The sequence below is a fragment of the Nitrospirota bacterium genome (assembly GCA_040755395.1).
Lineage (GTDB): Bacteria > Nitrospirota > Nitrospiria > Nitrospirales > Nitrospiraceae > DATLZU01.
In genome coordinates this window covers 754,413-772,067 of sequence record JBFMAX010000001.1, presented here as the reverse complement: position 1 = coordinate 772,067, position 17,655 = coordinate 754,413, and the positions used below count along the sequence as shown (strand labels likewise).

Genomic DNA, 17,655 nt, shown 5'->3' with positions numbered 1-17,655 from the left:
AAGCCAACGCCACGTCATCGGGAGAGGAAACACCAGGAATGATCTCGATCAGTCACCTCACGATGCGACTCTCCGCCGGGGGCCGCTCGGTGACCATTCTCGATGACATCACCCTCGATATTCCGGAAAAGCAACGGGTCGCAATCGTCGGACCGTCCGGGAGCGGGAAATCCACCTTGCTGGGGCTCATCGCCGGGTTGGACCGGCCGACCGCGGGCTCCATCCGCCTCGACGGCCGGGAGATCACCACGATGCCGGAGCGCGCGATGGCCCGCTTCCGGCGCGAAAAGATCGGATACATCTTCCAGTCGTTCCATCTGATTCCGACACTGACGGCGCTGGAGAATGTTTCGGTGCCCCTCGAGCTGAACGGGGACGCCCAGGCGAAGAAGCGGGCCGCGGAATTGCTGGAGGCTGTCGGACTCGGAGAGCGCCAGTCTCATTATCCGGTGCAACTGTCCGGCGGCGAGCAGCAGCGGGTGGCGGTGGCGCGAGCGTTCGCCTGCCGGCCGCCCATCCTGCTCGCCGACGAACCTACCGGCAACCTCGATTCGACGACGGGCCAACAGGTGATCGATCTCCTGTTAGGGTTGCACCGAGACCACGGCACCACCCTGGTCTTCGTCACTCACGATCCGATGCTGGCGTCCTATATGGAGCGCATCGTCAGCCTGCGCGACGGCCGAGTCGAGTCCGACCGTCTCATCACCCCGTCAGGCGGAACAGCGGAGGGGGAATCGTGACCTTCTTCGCGCTGAACATGGCCTGGCGCGAGACGCGCGCCGCCTGGCGGCACTTCCTCTATTTTTTCGTCTGCATTGCGCTCGGCGTGAGCGCGCTGGTCGGCGTGGGCCTGTTCGCCGCGAACGTCGAACGGGCCGTCACGCGCGAAGCGCGGGGGCTTCTCGGGGGCGACCTGGAAGTACGGACTTCGCGGCCCATGAGCGAGGCCGGGGAGCAGGTCCTTCGCTCGCTGACGTCGCGCGGCATCGCCACGACCCATGTCAGCGAATTGGTCGCGATGGCGGCGACGGTGAACGGTAGCCCAGTCCGGTCCGGCCCGGTGACGCAGATCGTCGAGTTGAAAGCCGTGGAATCCGGATATCCACTCGATGGCCACGTGACAGTCGAACCGGACTTCCCGCTCGCCGACCTGCTGACCCTTTCGTCAGGTTCCTGCCCTGATTCGTCAGGTCCTGCTTCTCTCCCTTCGCCCACCCCTGACCCCTCACGCCTTACCCCTGGCCATTCCTGTCACGGCGCGGTGGTCCAGGAGTCGTTGCTCATCCGAATGGGTCTCTCGCTAGGAGATCGCCTGAAGATCGGACAGGCGACGTTCCTCATCACCGGGGTGATTCGGAAGGAGCCGGATCGGATGGCCAACGCCTTCAGTCTCGGACCACGCGTGATGATCTCGCGCGAAGGACTCGCGGCGGCGGAGCTGATCAAGCCGGGGAGCCGGGTGCGCGAGCGCTATTTACTCAAGGTGTCAGCAGGGGTTCCGATCCAGCCTTTGCTGCACGAGCTTCGCGGACGGTTGGCAAGGGAGTCGGCCAGGGTGTCGAGCTATCGCGACGCCCAGCCGCAGCTTAAGCAGTTCCTGGAGCAACTGACCCGTTATCTGGGTCTGGTCGGACTGACCGCCCTGTTCGTAGGCGGGATCGGTGTCGCCACGTCGGTGCAAGCGTTTCTCCGGGAGAAGCTGCAGACGATCGCGATCCTGAAAACGCTGGGCGCCGATTCCGCCACCGTCGTGAAGACCTATCTGGGGCAGGCCTTGTTTCTCGGGTTGTTGGGGAGCGTGGTCGGCGCAGGACTCGGCGTCGCGCTCCAAGACCTGCTTCCGGGTCTCATCGCCGGGATGCTCGCCACCAATTTGCTGGAGCAGATCGAGTTCTCGTCGGCCCTGACCCGGGGTTCACTTCCTCCGCTTTTCAAAGGCATCGCTCTCGGCATGCTCACCACCTTGCTGTTCAGCGTCTGGCCTTTGCTCGGCATCCGCGAGATCCGGCCCGCGCTGATGTTTCGCCGGGAGGTCGCATGGCCTGAAGCCGCTCAGGCCACGGGTGCGCCGCACCGTCCGGGCCGCTGGTTGAGAGCGATCGGCGCGGATGACCCGGTGCGATCGATCACCGCAATCGGTATCACAGGCGGACTCGCCGGGCTTTCGATGTGGCAGGCCGGCTCATGGAAGGTCGGGCTGCTGTTCCTCGGCGCGTTGATTTTGGCGGTCTTGTTGTTGCTGCTGACGGCGGCGGTCCTTGTCCGGGCGATCCGATGGGTGCCGGCGCCCAAATCATTGGCAGTGCGCCACGCCATCGGCAATCTGTATCGGCCCGGTTCGCAAGCGACCGGCATCATGGTGTCGGTCGGCATCGGGGTGATGGTCATCGTGGCGGTCGGGCTGCTGGAGCGCTCGCTCGTCCGACAGCTCGGAGAGAACCGGCCCGAGGACGCCCCGACCTTCTTCTTCATCGACATTCAGCCCGACCAGGCCGACGGGTTCGTCCGCTTGCTCCATGAACGAACCGGCGACCTCAACCCGCAACTGACGCCGTTGGTGCGGTCTCGCCTGTCCGCGATCAACGGGCGACCGGTGAAGATCGAGGAAGGCGGCGAGGAGGAGCGGGACAAGCCCCAGGACAAGCGCAAGAGTTGGTACTTCACCCGCGAATATGTCCTGACGTTTCTGGATCGGCTGCCCAAGGACAACGTGATCGTCAGAGGCGAATGGTGGAAACCGAACCAGGTGTTCAGCAAACCGTTGGTGTCGGTGGAGGAAGAAGCGGCGCGGAACCTCGGCCTGGATGTGGGCTCGGTCGTGGAGTTCGAGATTCAGGGGAGTACGGTCTCGGCGGAGGTCAGCAGCATCCGGAAGGTCGAGTGGGGAAACTTCTCGACGAACTTTTACATGATCCTGTCGCCCGGCTCGCTCGATGGCGCCCCGTTCACGTATGTCGCCACGGTCCGCGTGCCGCCGCGGGACGAAGTCCCGTTGCAGCAAGCCGTGGTGGCCGCCTTTCCCAATGTCACGGCCATCAACATCGGCGACGTGCTGGACAGTTTCGCCCGCATCCTCGATCGCCTTTCCTTGGCCATCCGGGCCGTGGCGACGTTCTGCATCCTGGCCGGCGCGCTCGTGATGGCGGCGGCGCTGGCGGCGACTCGGTACCGTCGGTTATACGAGTCGGTCATCCTCAAAGCGTTGGGCGCTACGCGCGGTCTCATCGCTCGGTCGTTTGCGACTGAGTATGCGCTTCTCGGCGCGGTCGCGGGTGTGATCGGCACCGTCCTGGCCAGCGCGCTCTCCTGGGCGGTGCTGCACTTCATTCTGGACCTTCCCTGGTCCTTCCATCCCGGTGTCCTGACGGTCGGCTTCCTCCTGACCGTTGCCCTCACCCTGGCGGTCGGTTTCCTCACAACCTTCCGCATCCTCGGCCAGCGCCCGCTGGCCGTGCTGCGACAGGAATAAGACAGCGCAACAATTGATCGGCCGTTCGCGCTGAACAGATCAGTGGCGACGCTCATCGAAGCGGGAACCGGAGAGTCGGGGTTCGAGCAGGTGTCTCAGGCGGCGCTCCTCGTCCCGACAGACCGTCACAAAGCGAAGTCCGACCGCGTTTCCCGCCTGCGAGCGAACGACCGCGCCGTCGATGGTGATCGGCAAATCATAGGGCGACGGCTGGAACTCCAGCCGCAGGCTTGCTCCCTTTGGGATCGGGGTGGCGCTCCGAACGCGACAACCCCTGATAGACAGGTTGGTGATCGTGCCGGGGTATCCCAAACCTTCCGATGCGCGCGTGAAACTCGATTGGAACCAGACCGGATACTGGACGGCCACCCGCTCGTAGCTCCGCCGGGGGTTTGCGCTGGGCCGGCCGAGGAAGGACCGGAAACGATAGGTGCAAAGTTGACAGCGGAGGGGGTAGATGGTGAAAGCCCTGAAGATCCGGTCCAGGAGAGTCCGCCGAGGAGCCAACCGGACTTTTGAAGTCCCGCACTGGGGACACCGCTTGGCCAGCATACAGAGTGGCTCCTCTGGAGCGCCTATCCTGAACGGAGCAAGGAACGACAACGACGGAACCGGACGTTACAAGAAGTCGTCCGTGCCGCGCAAGCCCCGCGAAAGGATGGATGGCTAGCGTTTTGATGGGTCGGGAAACTCTGATGGCACGGCTTCCGGATGTCTCCAGGTCAGGGCCCACCCTCCGTCCAGGCTCAGTTAGAAACAATGCGGAAGAGTCCGCCCTGAGCGGTCATGACATGCAGCTCGCCAGCGGCGTCCTCCCCGAAGCTCGTGATGTTGCCGCCGGGGTTGAGCGACCCCCAATCGGCATGTTCAGTGACCTGGCCATTGACAAATCGAAAGCTTCGCACAAAGCCGGTGCAAAAGTCGGCATAGAAATAGGTGCCTTGAAGGTTTGCAATGGCTTGCCCTCGGTAGACATACCCTCCCGTGATGGAGCAGCCCTGTGTGTGGTCATACTCAACGAATGGCAACGTGAGACTTGCCTGACTGCATGGTGCACCGATCGGGAAACAGAGAGTACCCTCCATCACATTCCATCCATAGTTCAATCCCTTTCCCCCTCTGTCGGACGATAAAGAGACATTGATCTCCTCACGTTCACTTTGGCCCACATCGGCGATATAGAGATCGCCGCTAGCTCGGTCAAAGCTGAAGCGCCACGGATTGCGCAACCCGAGGCTCCAGAGTTCGCCACGAATTCCCGGCTGTCCGACACACGGATTACTTGCCGGGATCGCATACGCGGGCATAGGCGGCTGGGTTGCCTGCGACACGTCGATCCTCAACAGCTTGCCCAACAAGTCGTTGAGATTCTGGGCGTGGTTTTGCGGATCGCCGCCGCTTCCGCCATCGCCGAATCCGATGTAGAGGAAGCCGTCAGGTCCAAACGCGATCATCCCGCCGTTGTGGTTGGCGAAAGGTTGGGTCAAAGTCAGCAAAACGCGATCGGCTTGAGGTAACGCCTGATCGGGGTTCACGGGATCGGTCAGGTAACGGGCGATCACAGACCTACCTTGGGCATCCGTGTAGCTCACATAGAACCGGCGGTTCACGGCGTACTGCGGATCGAAGGCCAGGCCCAGCAGCCCTTGTTCTCCGCCGGTCGAGACAAGGGCAGTGATGTCGAGAAACGTTCCCTGAAGCGCCTTCGTGTTCCGGTTGATGATCCTGATCCGCCCGCCCTTCTCCACCACGAACAGTCGGTTGTTGTCGCCGGGCGAGGCGGTAAGGAAGAGAGGGAAATTCAGAGCCGGGGTGATTTGTTCCAGTCCCAACGCGATGCCTGGAGGCGGCGCTACTGGAGGAGGAGCGGATGGGGGAGCTTGGGCCTGCGCCACGAGGCAGGATGCCGAGGCAGCCACGTTCGCTCCGGGTGCATCACTGCCCCCACCCCCGCAGGCGGATAGTGACAGGATCGCCAAGGCCGCGGCGACCGCGCTGACCGGTGTGAGCCGGGGCATTCAGTTTGCTCGTGAAAGGGTGAAAGCCGTACAAACCCTTCGTCCCCAACCGATCAAGATTCCTTATCTTAGTCGAAAAGGGTTCTCTTCGGGAGCCTACCTGACTACCGAACCTTCTTCAGATACCGGGCGAAGAGCCAGTCCAGGAAGGTTTTCGCAAAATCCGGATCGTCGGTCACCTGCTTGTAGAATTTGAAATTCGTATCGATCATCTCCTGCAACTTGTCGTTTACCACGTGGTCGAACGTGAGACGGGCATTGTCCGGGGTGTTCACCTTGACGGCTTTTTCCAGCGCGTCGCTGTCCGCCAGTTTGGCCTCCAGGTGCTCAATAAAGATCCGGTCCTCGTCGGTGAAGGCGGTTCCAAACCGTTCATTCAGCTCGCGGATGATTTGGGAAAGCGGTTCGACTTGCTCGGGTAACGGCATTTCAATGTCTTTCGACTTGATCGGTTCGAGATCCACGGCGCCGCGCTTGAGTTTGATAGAGCCGTTGCCGGTCTTTTGAACGCGATACGATTCGACGTCGATCTGCCGCTGAATTTCGACCGGAAGACGTTCGCGTGTGACCGGGAGTTTCCGGAGAAGGAGCCGTCCGAACACATATAACTTTTCCAACTCAGCGTCCACGAAGGTGATGATCTGGGAGAGGAAGGCGTAGAGGCTGACGAAATCCTTCAGATGGCCGCGAAACGGCACGCGCTCATCCTCGCTTGCGGCCCGGTAACGATCCACGGCCGGTTGCAGAGCGGCATGCAGCCGGTCCTGCGTTCCCTTCGGATCGAAATAGACCGCTGCAAACCGGTTGATCTCGTCGGTCGTGTAAAAATGAAAGTTCGCGAGCTTCGTCTGAAGATCGTACAAGAGGTTCGGGTCGGTGCCTTCCCTCAACAGCGCCCGATCATAATAGGGCTCGAAGGCCTTCTGAATCTCCTCAGCCTCATTCGCGAAGTCGAGGACAAATGTCTCTGCTTTACCCGGCGCGACGCGATTGAGCCGCGAGAGCGTCTGCACGGCATTGACGCCGCCGAGCTTCTTGTCGACGTACATCGTGTGCAGCAACGGCTGGTCAAAGCCGGTCTGGAATTTGTACGCCACGATCGGGATACGATACTCTTCACGCTTGAACATCTCGGCCGTTTGGGCTTCGGGGAAGCCGTTCATGTTCGCTTCGGTATAGTCGGCGCCGCCGTCGCGGACCGTGCCGGAGAAGGCCACGAGCGCCTTGAACGTGTAGCCCTTCTCCTTCAGGTACTGATCGACCGCCTGCTTGTAGCGCACAGCATGGAGCCGCGATCAGGTGACGATCATGGCTTTCGCCTTGCCGGCGATCCGGTGGACGACCTGGCCGGCACAATGGTCCACCATGATCGCGACTTTCTTCTCGATGGCATGGGGATGCAGGTCCACGAACGACTTGAGCAGATAGCTCGCCTTGTGCCGGTCGTACCGCGGATCCTCGGCGATCGTCTTCAACAGATTCCAGTACGTCTTGTACGTCGTGTAGTTCTGGAGAACATCCAAAATGAAGCCTTCCTCAATGGCTTGCCGCATGGTGTAGAGACTGAAGGGTGCATACCGGCCATCGGCCTGTTTCGAGCCGAACAGTTCCAACGTCTTCGGCTTGGGCGTCGCCGTGAAGGCAAAGTAGCTCACGTTGGGCAGTTGGCCGCGTTTCTTGACCTCCCCCACGATACGGTCTTCGAGATCGTCTCCTTCCTCCTGGTCCTCTTCTTCTGCGACTTCGAGACTGCCGGCCGCAAGGACGAGCTTCAAGCTCTTGGTCGTTTCTCCCGTTTGAGATGAATGGGCTTCATCGATGATGACCGCGAACCGTTTACCGGGGAGGGCGCCAATTTCGTTGGCAATGACCGAAAATTTTTGAAGCGTCGTGACGATAAGGGTCTTGCCGTCCTCCAGGGCCTGTTTGAGTTGTCGCGACGTTGTATCGATGTTCTCCACTACCCCGACCGTCTGCTCGAATTGCCGGACCGTCCGCTGGAGCTGGCGGTCGAGGACCCGCCGGTCGGTGATGACGATGATGGAGTCGAAGACGCGCCGATCCGCTGCATCATGCAGCACGCTAAGCTGATGCGCCAACCAGGCGATCGAGTTGCTTTTGCCGCTGCCCGCGCTGTGTTGAATGAGATAACGGTGACTGGGACCGGAAATCTGCGCGTCCCGCACCAGATTCCGGACCACCTCGAGCTGGTGATACCGGGGGAAGGATCAGCGACCGCTCGCCGGTCTTGCGGCCTTTGTCGTCCTCTTCCTCCACCACCTGCACAAAGTGCTGGATCAAATTCAGCACACTGTCGCGGCTCCAGATGCGCTCCCATAGGTAGGCCGTGGGGAAGCCGTTCCAGGCCGGCGAATTGCCGGCGCCGCCGTTGCGCCCTTGGTTGAAAGGAAGGAGGTTGGCTTCGTACAGCTTCTGCAGCTCCTCGTTCAACCCGCTGGATGGGCGGAAATACGCCAGCCGAAACGAGCAGCCGTCCGATTTGATTCCCTTGCGCAAGACCTCCAGCGTTCCACGATTCTTCACCTCGGAAGTCAGGCGCGTGAGCAGTCGGTCTTTGGCATCTCCGCCATGCTGCTTTTTGAACTTTTCCCATTCCTTTGGCTGAGTCGCATAAAGGAAGTCGAATACATCGGCAGGTATCAGGCAGAGTCGTTTGTCGTAGTCCTCCGGCGCCCGCTTTCGGTAGCCGCCGGGCTTGATGAGGCCGTATTCCCCGCCTCGCTCTTTTGCCGGGCTCGCCCCGCCAGGTAACTGCTGCGGAGGCTCTCCGATCAGGACGGTCTCAATCGTCTGCTCGAAATGCTTTTCGGAGATATCGACCATCGGATCACTTCCAAGGTCCGCCGGCCGGCCAATCGAACTTAAAGCCCTCGTCTCTGGCAGCGGCCAACGTTGGTGGCATGAGAAACATCCGAAGCAATTCTACGACTTCCCCGAATGGTACCTTCTCAACGATGCGTCCCTTTCGGACGAACGCATTCCACTGGGTTTGCTTGGTTTGATCTCTTGCAAAGCTATCTGTCAGTGCAGTCGGACTATCCAGCGGAAGCGGAGTGCGCCGTCGCTCAAAGGTGGCCTGAATGGCCTGACTCAATACGGCACCCTTGAAGGGGTGAGTACGTGCAAGCAGCGAAATATCATAGAAATCTTTCATTCGGCTATTCGCCGAATCCAGAATCACCATGGCCTGAAACTTCTCTGCAATCGCGCTTTCCGGCGAATATGCGAGCAGATGTGGCGAGGGAAAATCGAGGAGAGCAGGAAAGTCGATTGGAATCGGTCCCGGGACGATCACATCACCGAATCCGACATCCACCTGCATACTCAGCTTCATGTTGCCAATGTGAGCGATGAAGTCGACGCGGATGCCTCCATAATTGTTATCGATACGGATCGGCTGGGCTGTCACGGTCGCTGAGTCGAAACGACAGCCGTCGTCCGGCACCTGTTGCTCGCATATCTCTTTGACGATGTTCTGTATTGCGTCCTGAGACAGGACGTGTCGGCTCATGAGGTCCACATCAATGGTCGAGCGTGAGAGCGGAGCATCCCATAGCCGAAGCATGAGGGCTCCTTTGAGGTAAAACGTGGTGGCATAGTTCGATTGACTCAAGCGAAACAGAAACCGTTCGATAGCGAAGTACTGGAGCAATTCTTGAAGAGGTCGGCCTTGTTGTTTGGCTTGGTTCAGCAGCCGTTGGTGGATCGATGCCGGCAGGTTAGACGGGTGACGGGCCGTCATGTCATGGCCTCCAGATAAGGACGGATCACGCGCTCGACTCGGCACAGCCGGGCATAGTGAAGAAGCGCTTGAGGAGTCACCCGCTTACGTTCCCGGGCGAGTCGCAGCGCTTCAACGGCCACGTCCATCCCGATCTTGTTGCGAAACTTGAAGCAATCCACGACGCTCTTTTCCGGGCTATAGACCCGTATCTGCATACCCTCAATGGAATGCTTCTCGATCCCTTCTGAGTACGCGGCCTCGGTCATGAGGAACACACGAGTGGGTGGGTGGTCGAGCCGCGGATAACGGGTCCGCCGGGGCAGCGCAATGTGGACTTCATGAGGAATCTGGGTGGTGATGCCGTGAAACGAAAGGGCTGAGATCAGACAAATAACTGCTTGAGGGATGCGGCTCGCTACGACGAGGAGGTCAGGCTGGCTCGGCTCCGGGAGATCAGCCAGCCGGTACACGCCACGAGTCACAGTGACAAGCCGTCCTGAATCGCGAAGCCGATAAAGGATACGGGGATGGATCCCCAGTTTCAGGGCATGAGAGGTTCTAAGCACCCCTCGATGGCGTCTGAAGATGGTTTCCGCTTGTCGTTCTGATTGGATGAGCCCCATGGGTGGATAAATATGCATGCACTTATGAATAAATGCAAACGTTTTTATCCACTGAAGGAAAGGGGTTATGCTGGGCTATACCGCCTCCCGCACGTCGATCTTACCGGTGACGGCGGCGGAGATGAGGGCGATGCGGTATTCCTTCAGCTTCTCGATCCCCTCGCGGACCTTCGCGATGAGGGCGTCGAGCTTGGCGGTTTCTCGGTCGAGGAAAGACATGATCTCTTGCTGTTCCTCAATAGGCGGAAGGGTAACTGTCAGGTTGGCGTAACGTTCAGCACTGACATTTTGAATGGTCGCCTGTATAAAGGTTCCAGAAAGCCAGCTCCAATATGCAGAAGAGAGAGTAAAGTAGGATACGAACTCGGGAGTGCAGACAGCGTTGTTAGTCCTGAACCGGATCAGATACCCAGCATAACAGGCTTTGCCCCACGATTCTTGATAGAGAAAGGTTTTGCCAACTGTTGCTCCACTTCTGGCTAAAAGTAGGTCACCACGTTTGAGCAGGTACGGCCTCGCTATCTCTTGAGGAAGAGATCGAAAAGTATCTTCTCGCAGTCGTCCTGTCTCATCGATGTCGGTGATCCGTATAAAGCGGGGTTGCTCGGGATCATTAAATTCGGACGCTTCGCTCGCCCCGTATTGAAGCGGCTCTTTGGCCACGTGCTTCAGTCGTTTTACCTCCCAATGCGCTGGAATCTTCCCCAGCCACTCAACGCCGGAGTCTTTCAACGGCACGGTGGGATCGAGGCCCTTCGTGACGGCGTGGGTGATGAGGGCGGTGCGCTTTTCTCGGAGCAGCTCGATCAGCCGCTTCTTCTTCGCCACCAGCGCATCAATCTTCGCGGTCTCACGGTCGAGGAAGGCGGCAATGGTGCGTTGTTCGAATTGTGGAGGGAGTAGTGCTGTCAAGTCGCCAACTTCTGCGGCTGTCACTGCGTCGTAGGTGCTTCCAGTTGCAACGGCTTCGAGCCGGGTCCGAACTGTCGACAGAACGTAGTAGCAGAACTGTGGCTCGAAGGCGTTACCCGGCCTGATCGCGCAGAGTCCGCGTCCAATTCCATACGCCTGGTCCGCGATATTTAAGGCGCCAACGGGCGCGCGCACCGATAGCAGGAGGTCACCGGCCATCGCTCGCTTGGGAGCCTCATCGCAAACAAAATGAGGTGTGGGTGGAACGCTCCAAATTCAGCATTACCCTGTAGGAATGGTAGTCCCTCAAATCCTGCAGTGACAGCCTTAGAGGATGGTGACTGTCCCGCTCCAATGTGCGCTGCGTACTTCAGCCGCTTCACCTCCCAATGCGCCGGAATCATCCCCAGCCACCCCGCCCCGGAGTCTTTATAGGCTGGGTATGTCCGGAACCTTGATGCGTCCATTCCTACTCGGCGCGCTTCACGTTTCACGCTTCACGTCTCACGTCTTCCGGCCCAGCCACTCGACGCCGGAGTCTTTGCAGGCCGGATAGGCTGGGTACTTCACGGTAGCTGCTCGATCCAGAGCAGACAGGATGCCAGGGTGGTGTTTCGGAGGGCTTGGTGGAACCGTTGGTCGGCCGTAACCAGTTGCGTTTTGAGTTGCAGCGCCAACGCCAAGTACAAGCAGTCGTACAGGCTCTGGCGCAATTGATGCGCGAGGGCTAACGCCGCCCGAACGAGCCGCGCATCAGGATGGCGGACGATCGTCACCCGATCGAGTTGCTCCAGCATGAGGTTCGCGTCCTCCCGTGACAGCTCGCCTCGTCGAACCTTCTTGCACAAGACATTGCCGAATTCCAACTCGAAAAAGGCCGGCGCATGGAGAGCGGTTGCCGAGTTCCGCAAGCGCCAGGCCGCCTCCCAATGAATCTCCGGCAGGAACCATTTGACCGCCACGCTTGCACCGACGACACACGCGTTCACTGGTCGCGATCCTCACGAATCAGCTCCGCGCTGTCGCTGAACGTCCTGCCGGATCGCCTCATGCGTTCGCGAAATTGCTCGATCGTCTTCCATACTTCAGCTTGATCGGCCTCCGCTGCTGCGTCTTCCAGAATCTGTTTGACTTCGGCCTGGAGCGAGCGGCCTCGCTGCGCGGCTCTCTTTTTGAGCCGCGCCACGATTTTGTCGTCCAGATTTCGGACAAGGACCTGTGCCATCTGTGTGCCTCCTTCCCGTCTCAACGGGTTTAGCTTGCATAATGCTAGCACCCAGACTTCTGTTCCGCAACGGCTATTCTGTGACCTCGCGCAACATCTTCACGATGTCCGGCTCGATGGCTTTGATGTCCGCCTCGATGGCCTCCAACGGCCTCGGCGGCTCGTACTTGTAAAAATAGCGGTTGAAGTTGATCTCGTAGCCGACCTTGCCGACCTTTCCGTCCTTGTGGTCCACGATGGCCCGATTGATCCAGGCGTCCGGCACATGCGGCTTCACTTCCCGATCGAAGTAGACGTGAATGTCTTCTTTGAGCGGCACGTTTTCTGTGTCGCGAAGTTCCGGGTCGGGCTCCGGGTTGCCGTCCTGATCCCGGCAGATCTCGGCCGTCTTGTCGCGTTCGGGCAGCGCGTGCAGAATCGCCTCGCGCAGCGACTTGGTGAGCTTCAGGTCAGCCTTTTCCTGTACCTTGTCGAGTTCTTCGATGAACAGCGCTCGGTCTTTGAAGAGGGTAGACGGAAGCATCTTCAGCATGTCAACGATGGCTTCTTGCTTCTTTCGGCCTTCCTCTTCCTCCTTGGCTTTCTCCTTCGCCTGCTTCTTCTTGCTGACCGCCAAATTCTTGAAGGCCGTTTGTTCCTTCAGTTTCGCCATGCGTTCAGGACTGACCTGGACGTTGAGTCGCAGCGGGCGCTCGACGGTGATCTTGCGGTAGCCGAAGTCGGTTATGTCGAGGATCTTGCAGCGTTCCCCTTCTTTGAAGGCGGTGAACAGGTCCGTGATCTGCTGAATCTGCTCCGCCGAAATTTTTCGCCGCTTGTCGCCCAAGCTTCTGCGCATGGGCACCCGGAAGCTTGAAGCGTTGATGAGCTAAACTTTCCCTCTTCGCTTCTTCTCTTTCCTGTTTGTGAGGACCCATACATAGGTCGCGATGCCCGTGTTGTAGAAGAGCTGCTCCGACATGGCAACGAGGGCTTCCAGTCAGTCGTTCTCCAGAATCCAGCGGCGGATTTCGCTTTCCCCGCTGCCGGCATCGCCGTGAACAGCGGGGAGCCGTTCATGATGATGGCCACGCGGCTGCCGCCGTCTTTCTGGTCTTTCATGCGGCTCAGCATGTGCTGGAGAAAGAGCAATTGGCCATCGCTGATGCGCGGGAGCCCGGCTCCGAAGCGGCCGGCATAGCCACGGTCGTGTTCCGCTTCCACCGCCTCCTGGTCCCGCTTCCAGTCCTTGCCGTACGGCGGATTGGCCAAGAGATAATCGAACCGTTTGTCGGCATGCTTGTCATTCGATAGCACGCTGCCGAAGGCGATGTTTTCGGCATCCCGCCCGTCCGGGCTGGTCATGAGCATGTCCGACTTGGACACCGCCCAGGTTTCGGGATTGACCTCCTGGCCGAACAGGTACACGTCGGCATGCGGGTTGATCTCCAGAATCCGCTCTTTCGCGATGGTGAGCATGCCGCCCGATCCGCAGCAGGGGTCGGCGATGGTGCGGACGATGTGGTTTTTGGCGAGGGCCTCTTTGTCCTGAGCCAAGAGGAGATTCACCATGAGCCGGATGACTTCGCGCGGCGTGAAGTGTTCGCCGGGATTTTCGTCGAGGGCTTCGTTGAACTCCCGGATCAGCTCTTCGAAGATGTAGCCCATCTCATGGTTCGAGACCTTGTCAGGATGCAGATCGATGGTCTTGAACCGCTCGGTCACCTGGAACAGGAGCCCGGCCTCGTCGAGCTTCTTGATCGTGTTGTCGAAATCGAACTTCTCCAATACCTCTTTCATGTTCGGGGAGAAGCCGTTGATGTAGTTTCGGAGATTGGCGGCGAGATTCGGCGCATCGGCCAGCAGCTTGTCGATGTCGTAGCGGGAGGTATTGTAGAAGGCGTAGCCGGAGACTTTACAGAGGAGCGGCGCCGGATTCTCCAGCTTCTTGATCTTTAGTTGGTATTCTCCTCCAGCACCTTGTCTTTGGTCGGTGCCAGCACGCAATCAATGCGCCGGAGCACCGTGAACGGCAGAATCACGTCCTGATACGTACCGCGCTTGAACGTGTCACGGATCAGATCCGCCACACCCCAGATGAAACTGACTTTCTCGCCGAAGTTGTTCATGGTGTGAATCCCGGCAGATCACAGGCGAAGTGTTTTGCAGAGGGACACGCGATTCTCTGCGAGAAATCAACCCAACGTGGGACGGAAAAGCGGCAGCATGAAAGGGTGACCGGAACAGCAGAGAAGATGCCAGGGGTAATGGTCAGTTCGACTCAGGCAGACCTGCGCCTTGCCGTTTTGCTGGTCTGAGGGCTGTTGCCGTACCGGTTCGCGAGTCGATGGACCATGGCGGCGAACTCCGTTCGCCAGGACGCCGGCGCAATGACCTCGACCTGATCGCCGAATCCCTGCACCCACCACCGGAGTTCCAACGTGTCGCGCACGGTCGCCCGCAGCAGGACCCGCCCGTCTTTTTGGGGTATGAGCCGCTGATCTCGTGATAGGGGCCGTTCGGCCAAGTGCAGCGCCGCACCCCGCTCGAACAGGAGTTCGGCGTGAATGGGCCGCCCCTGGAGGGGATAGGAAAAGAACTGCTCGTCCTTCACGTAGCGGCTCAGCGAAAAACCCTCCGGGCGACGGGTCGGCTCATCGCGCAGCATCGCCGAGGTCATCCGGTGCAAGGCCAGGTGCCGGATGTCTGCATACCGTTTCACGGTGCAGACCAGATACACCACTCCATCCCGGAATACGAGTCCGAGCGGATGGACCGGGTAAGTCTTCGGCCGGTCGGCGGCCTTGTTGCGATAGGCGACGATCAGTTGCCGATCGGTCAGCAGGGCTTGATAGACGGTCTCCTGGACCGATGGGACGATCGCTGGCGCCTGAAGGACCGGCCCGCGCACAATGGCGCAGACCTTGTCCGGCCATAAGCTGATGCTGCCCCCGCGTGTGCTCGCGAGCACGTCCCGGGCCCGTTGGAAGTACGGTGTCAGATGGCGCAATGTTGTGGGCGGCAGGAGGGGAGCCAAGTAAACCGCCGCCAACTGAAAAGCCACAGCCGTCGGCGGGTCCATACCGGGGATGTCCAAGGAAGCAGCCTCGGCCATCCACGCCCATCGTAAGGCCTTGCCGTCGGCCTCGCCGGTCAGCGGGAAAATTCCCGAGAGTTTGGCCAAATCGCGCTGGATGGTCCGTAACTCAACCGCAAAGCCCTCCTCCTCCAAACGATCCTTGATCTCCCGTGTTCCGATCGACCGAGGCGATCGCGGAATCAGGCGGAGCATGACCCACTGCCGAAACACCGTCTCGGTGGCACGCCTCATCGCATCCTCATGGCGCAATCCATTCCGGCGGGGAAAATGGCTGCTCAACGACCTATGTTGTCGCGTGAATCGGCTAGTTTGACAAGCACGAACACGTTTTCGCGCAGGGGGATCATCACGAGGAGGTCGTCGCATGCGCCATTGGACATCCGGAGCCATCACGCCGCCGCATCGTCTGCTCAAACGACTCCGCCGATCGAGGAGCACATCTGCTCCGCCGGTCCCAAAGGAGTACCGGGATCTGGTTACCCGATGGATTCTGCGTCTGCTGGCCGCGGGTCGTCGCATGGAGATCGAGTGCGAGCTGGAATCCGCACTACAAAAGCTCACTGGTCTGCCGCCGGCCTATCTGAGGAACCCGTCCGGCGCTGAAGCGAGGCAGGCGATTCAGCGTCGACTTGCAAGGGTGGAACGGCATTCGATGTCGCGGGAGACGCCTCTGGCGCGGCAGCTTCATCAGCTCGCTGAAGTGGTCGGACTGTCTGAAGCCGAGCAGGAACTGCTTGCCTTCACGGTTTTGGCGCGAGCCTGTCCGGTGCTCAGCGACTTTATGGAAGCGACGCGGGAGCAGAGCGTGTGGTCGTTGGACGAGGTGCTGGCGATTGTGCTCGGACGGGAGCGCAAGGAAATTGACCGGATGCTGCGCAGGGACAGCGCACTGTGCTCGGCTGGTCTTCTGCGCGTGGATCGGACGGAACCCGACGTCGCGGAGATGCTGGATCTGTTGGACGGATTGGATACCGGCCTGCTGGAAGATCCGGAGGGCGGAGCGGCGCCGTTTCGTCGCTATTGCGAGGTGACGCCGGCACCGCGCCATCGGCTGGATGAATTTCCTCATCTCCGCGACCACATCCAGGTGCTGCGCCGCTTGCTGGGCCATGTCCTCGAGCATCCGACCACGGGGATCAATATCCTGGTGTACGGCGAGAGCGGTACGGGCAAAACGGAACTCGTCAAGGCGCTGGCGGCGTCCCTGGGCGCCACGCTCTTTCTGGTCGGGTACGAGTGCGAACACAGAGAACTCGAACAGTTCCGGTTCCGGTCGTATCTCTTCACGCAGAAATTGTTGGCGCGCAACGACCGAAGCCTCGTCCTCTTCGATGAAGTGGAGGATGTCTTTTCCGACCGGGAGTTCCCACTGTTCGGCTGGAACCGGAGATCCGGGCTCCAGAAGGCGTGGACCAATGCCGCCTTGGAGACCAATCCGCGCCCGGCCTTCTGGATCTGCAACGAAGTGGGGCAGATCGATCCGGCGTTTCGGCGGCGGTTCGCTTATGCGCTGGAGGTGCGGACCCCGCCGCGATCCGTGCGCCGCGCGGTGTTGGCGGGCAACCTCCAACATCTGCCGGTTCGGCCCGAGTGGATCGACCGGATGGCCGGCCATCCGAACCTCACCCCGGCGCTGATCGCCCAGGCGTCCAAAGTCGCGAGCTTGGCCGGCGGCGACGATCCGGCCATGGTGGAAACACTGGTCGAGCGGGCGATCCGACAGAGTCTCGAAGTGCTCGGCTGTGCGCCGCTCGAACGCGCCGGGTCTGAGCCGCTCCTCAGGTACAGCATCGAGCACCTCAATGCCAGCCATGATCTGCAGGCTGTGGTGGAGGGACTCAAGACACGCCCGGCCGGGCGGCTGTGTCTCTACGGTCCGCCCGGCAGCGGGAAAACCGCGTTCGCCCATTACGTGGCCGACCGGCTTGACCGTCCGCTTCTCGAGCGCCGCGCGTCGGACTTGCTGAGTTGCTGGCTCGGCGGGACCGAGCAGAATCTGGCCCGACTGTTCCGGGAGGCCATCGACGAAGGCGCCGTGATCCTGCTCGATGAGGCCGACAGTTTCCTCCGTGATCGGCGCGGCGCGCATCGCTCCTGGGAAGTGACCCAGGTCAATGAACTCTTGAAGCAGATGGAAGCGTTCGAAGGGGTCTGCTTCTGCGCCACCAACTTGATGGAAGACCTCGACCCGGCCGTCCTGCGGCGGTTCGACCTCAAGATTTGGTTCGACTACCTGACGGCGGAACAGGCATTCACGCTCTTCGTGCTCGCCGTGGTTGCGACGCGGGAACCAGGTGACGGAGTGGTGGTGTCCACGTCCGTGCAAGAGCGGCTGGCTCGATTGAACACGTTGACGCCGGGAGACTTCAACACGGTGCTGCGGCAAGCTCGATTGTATGGGAAACGTTACGATGCCGAGGAGCTGCTCGCCGCGCTCGAAGCCGAGTGCCGAGCGAAACACGGAACCATGAGCCGCATTGCGGGCTTCTCCGCATGCGAATAGTTCCCTCGCCCCATTGTGGGAGAGGGAAGGGTGAGGGATGCAAACAGGTCTTCAGCGCCTGTGGGTCTTGTCGTGGAT

14 protein-coding genes and 1 pseudogene are annotated in these 17,655 nt (G+C 60.2%); 3 read left to right on the top strand and 12 right to left on the bottom strand.

Annotation, left to right across the window (positions count from 1 at the left end):
• The first annotated feature begins 38 nt into the window (after positions 1-38).
• Both AB1555_03895 and AB1555_03890 read left to right on the top strand, forming a co-directional pair.
• Complete coding sequence (locus AB1555_03895; protein ID MEW6245835.1) at positions 39-743, top strand: ABC transporter ATP-binding protein; 705 nt, start codon at positions 39-41, stop codon at positions 741-743.
• On the top strand, positions 740-3,472 hold the full coding sequence (locus AB1555_03890; protein MEW6245834.1) for an FtsX-like permease family protein: 2,733 nt from the start codon (positions 740-742) through the stop codon (positions 3,470-3,472). The genes AB1555_03895 and AB1555_03890 overlap by 4 nt, the downstream gene beginning before the upstream one ends.
• A gap of 39 nt (positions 3,473-3,511) precedes the next feature.
• Here the strand turns inward: AB1555_03890 and AB1555_03885 are convergent, their stop codons facing one another.
• From AB1555_03885 to AB1555_03830, 12 genes and pseudogenes are all read right to left on the bottom strand, one after another.
• Positions 3,512-4,024: a PilZ domain-containing protein gene (locus AB1555_03885; protein ID MEW6245833.1), complete on the bottom strand. Its 513-nt coding sequence runs from the start codon at positions 4,022-4,024 to the stop codon at positions 3,512-3,514.
• A gap of 194 nt (positions 4,025-4,218) precedes the next feature.
• Positions 4,219-5,391, bottom strand: a complete 1,173-nt coding sequence (locus tag AB1555_03880; GenBank protein MEW6245832.1) for a PQQ-dependent sugar dehydrogenase — start codon at positions 5,389-5,391, stop codon at positions 4,219-4,221.
• Positions 5,392-5,594: 203 nt separating this feature from the next.
• A complete protein-coding gene (locus tag AB1555_03875) occupies positions 5,595-6,770 on the bottom strand; it encodes a hypothetical protein (protein ID MEW6245831.1) in 1,176 nt (391 codons plus the stop codon).
• Positions 6,771-6,785: 15 nt separating this feature from the next.
• Complete coding sequence (locus AB1555_03870; GenBank protein MEW6245830.1) at positions 6,786-7,691, bottom strand: DEAD/DEAH box helicase family protein; 906 nt, start codon at positions 7,689-7,691, stop codon at positions 6,786-6,788.
• A complete protein-coding gene (locus AB1555_03865) occupies positions 7,573-8,334 on the bottom strand; it encodes a hypothetical protein (GenBank protein ID MEW6245829.1) in 762 nt (253 codons plus the stop codon). The genes AB1555_03870 and AB1555_03865 overlap by 119 nt, the downstream gene beginning before the upstream one ends.
• 4 nt (positions 8,335-8,338) lie before the next feature.
• A complete protein-coding gene (locus tag AB1555_03860; protein ID MEW6245828.1) occupies positions 8,339-9,253 on the bottom strand; it encodes a nucleotidyl transferase AbiEii/AbiGii toxin family protein in 915 nt (304 codons plus the stop codon).
• The gene (locus tag AB1555_03855) at positions 9,250-9,858 is read right to left on the bottom strand and encodes a type IV toxin-antitoxin system AbiEi family antitoxin domain-containing protein (protein MEW6245827.1); all 609 of its coding nucleotides are present in this window, start codon (positions 9,856-9,858) and stop codon (positions 9,250-9,252) included. Before AB1555_03855 ends, AB1555_03860 begins: the two co-directional genes overlap by 4 nt.
• A 75-nt stretch (positions 9,859-9,933) precedes the next feature.
• A complete protein-coding gene (locus tag AB1555_03850; protein MEW6245826.1) occupies positions 9,934-10,989 on the bottom strand; it encodes a restriction endonuclease subunit S in 1,056 nt (351 codons plus the stop codon).
• Between the two features lie 347 nt (positions 10,990-11,336).
• On the bottom strand, positions 11,337-11,759 hold the full coding sequence (locus AB1555_03845) for a type II toxin-antitoxin system VapC family toxin (protein MEW6245825.1): 423 nt from the start codon (positions 11,757-11,759) through the stop codon (positions 11,337-11,339).
• On the bottom strand, positions 11,756-11,995 hold the full coding sequence (locus AB1555_03840; protein MEW6245824.1) for a hypothetical protein: 240 nt from the start codon (positions 11,993-11,995) through the stop codon (positions 11,756-11,758). Before AB1555_03840 ends, AB1555_03845 begins: the two co-directional genes overlap by 4 nt.
• A gap of 73 nt (positions 11,996-12,068) precedes the next feature.
• Positions 12,069-14,103: pseudogene (locus AB1555_03835) on the bottom strand (class I SAM-dependent DNA methyltransferase).
• Positions 14,104-14,255: 152 nt separating this feature from the next.
• Positions 14,256-15,305 (bottom strand): WYL domain-containing protein, encoded by a 1,050-nt coding sequence (locus tag AB1555_03830; GenBank protein ID MEW6245823.1) that lies wholly within the window; start codon positions 15,303-15,305, stop codon positions 14,256-14,258.
• Between the two features lie 133 nt (positions 15,306-15,438).
• Here AB1555_03830 and AB1555_03825 point away from each other — a divergent pair, with 133 nt between their 5' ends.
• Entirely contained in the window at positions 15,439-17,577 is a 2,139-nt protein-coding gene (locus AB1555_03825) for an AAA family ATPase (GenBank protein MEW6245822.1), read from the top strand.
• Positions 17,578-17,655 lie beyond the last annotated feature (78 nt).

Excerpts from the sequence above, each read along its gene's own strand:
- AB1555_03895 (MEW6245835.1), top strand. The coding sequence starts at position 39 with ATGATCTCGATCAGTCACCTCACGATGCGACTCTCCGCCGGGGGCCGC.
- AB1555_03885 (MEW6245833.1), bottom strand. The coding sequence starts at position 4,024 with ATGCTGGCCAAGCGGTGTCCCCAGTGCGGGACTTCAAAAGTCCGGTTG.
- AB1555_03865 (MEW6245829.1), bottom strand. The coding sequence starts at position 8,334 with ATGGTCGATATCTCCGAAAAGCATTTCGAGCAGACGATTGAGACCGTC.
- AB1555_03860 (MEW6245828.1), bottom strand. The coding sequence starts at position 9,253 with ATGACGGCCCGTCACCCGTCTAACCTGCCGGCATCGATCCACCAACGG.
- AB1555_03855 (MEW6245827.1), bottom strand. The coding sequence starts at position 9,858 with ATGGGGCTCATCCAATCAGAACGACAAGCGGAAACCATCTTCAGACGC.
- AB1555_03850 (MEW6245826.1), bottom strand. The coding sequence starts at position 10,989 with ATGGCCGGTGACCTCCTGCTATCGGTGCGCGCGCCCGTTGGCGCCTTA.
- AB1555_03840 (MEW6245824.1), bottom strand. The coding sequence starts at position 11,995 with ATGGCACAGGTCCTTGTCCGAAATCTGGACGACAAAATCGTGGCGCGG.
- AB1555_03830 (MEW6245823.1), bottom strand. The coding sequence starts at position 15,305 with ATGAGGCGTGCCACCGAGACGGTGTTTCGGCAGTGGGTCATGCTCCGC.
- AB1555_03825 (MEW6245822.1), top strand. The coding sequence starts at position 15,439 with ATGCGCCATTGGACATCCGGAGCCATCACGCCGCCGCATCGTCTGCTC.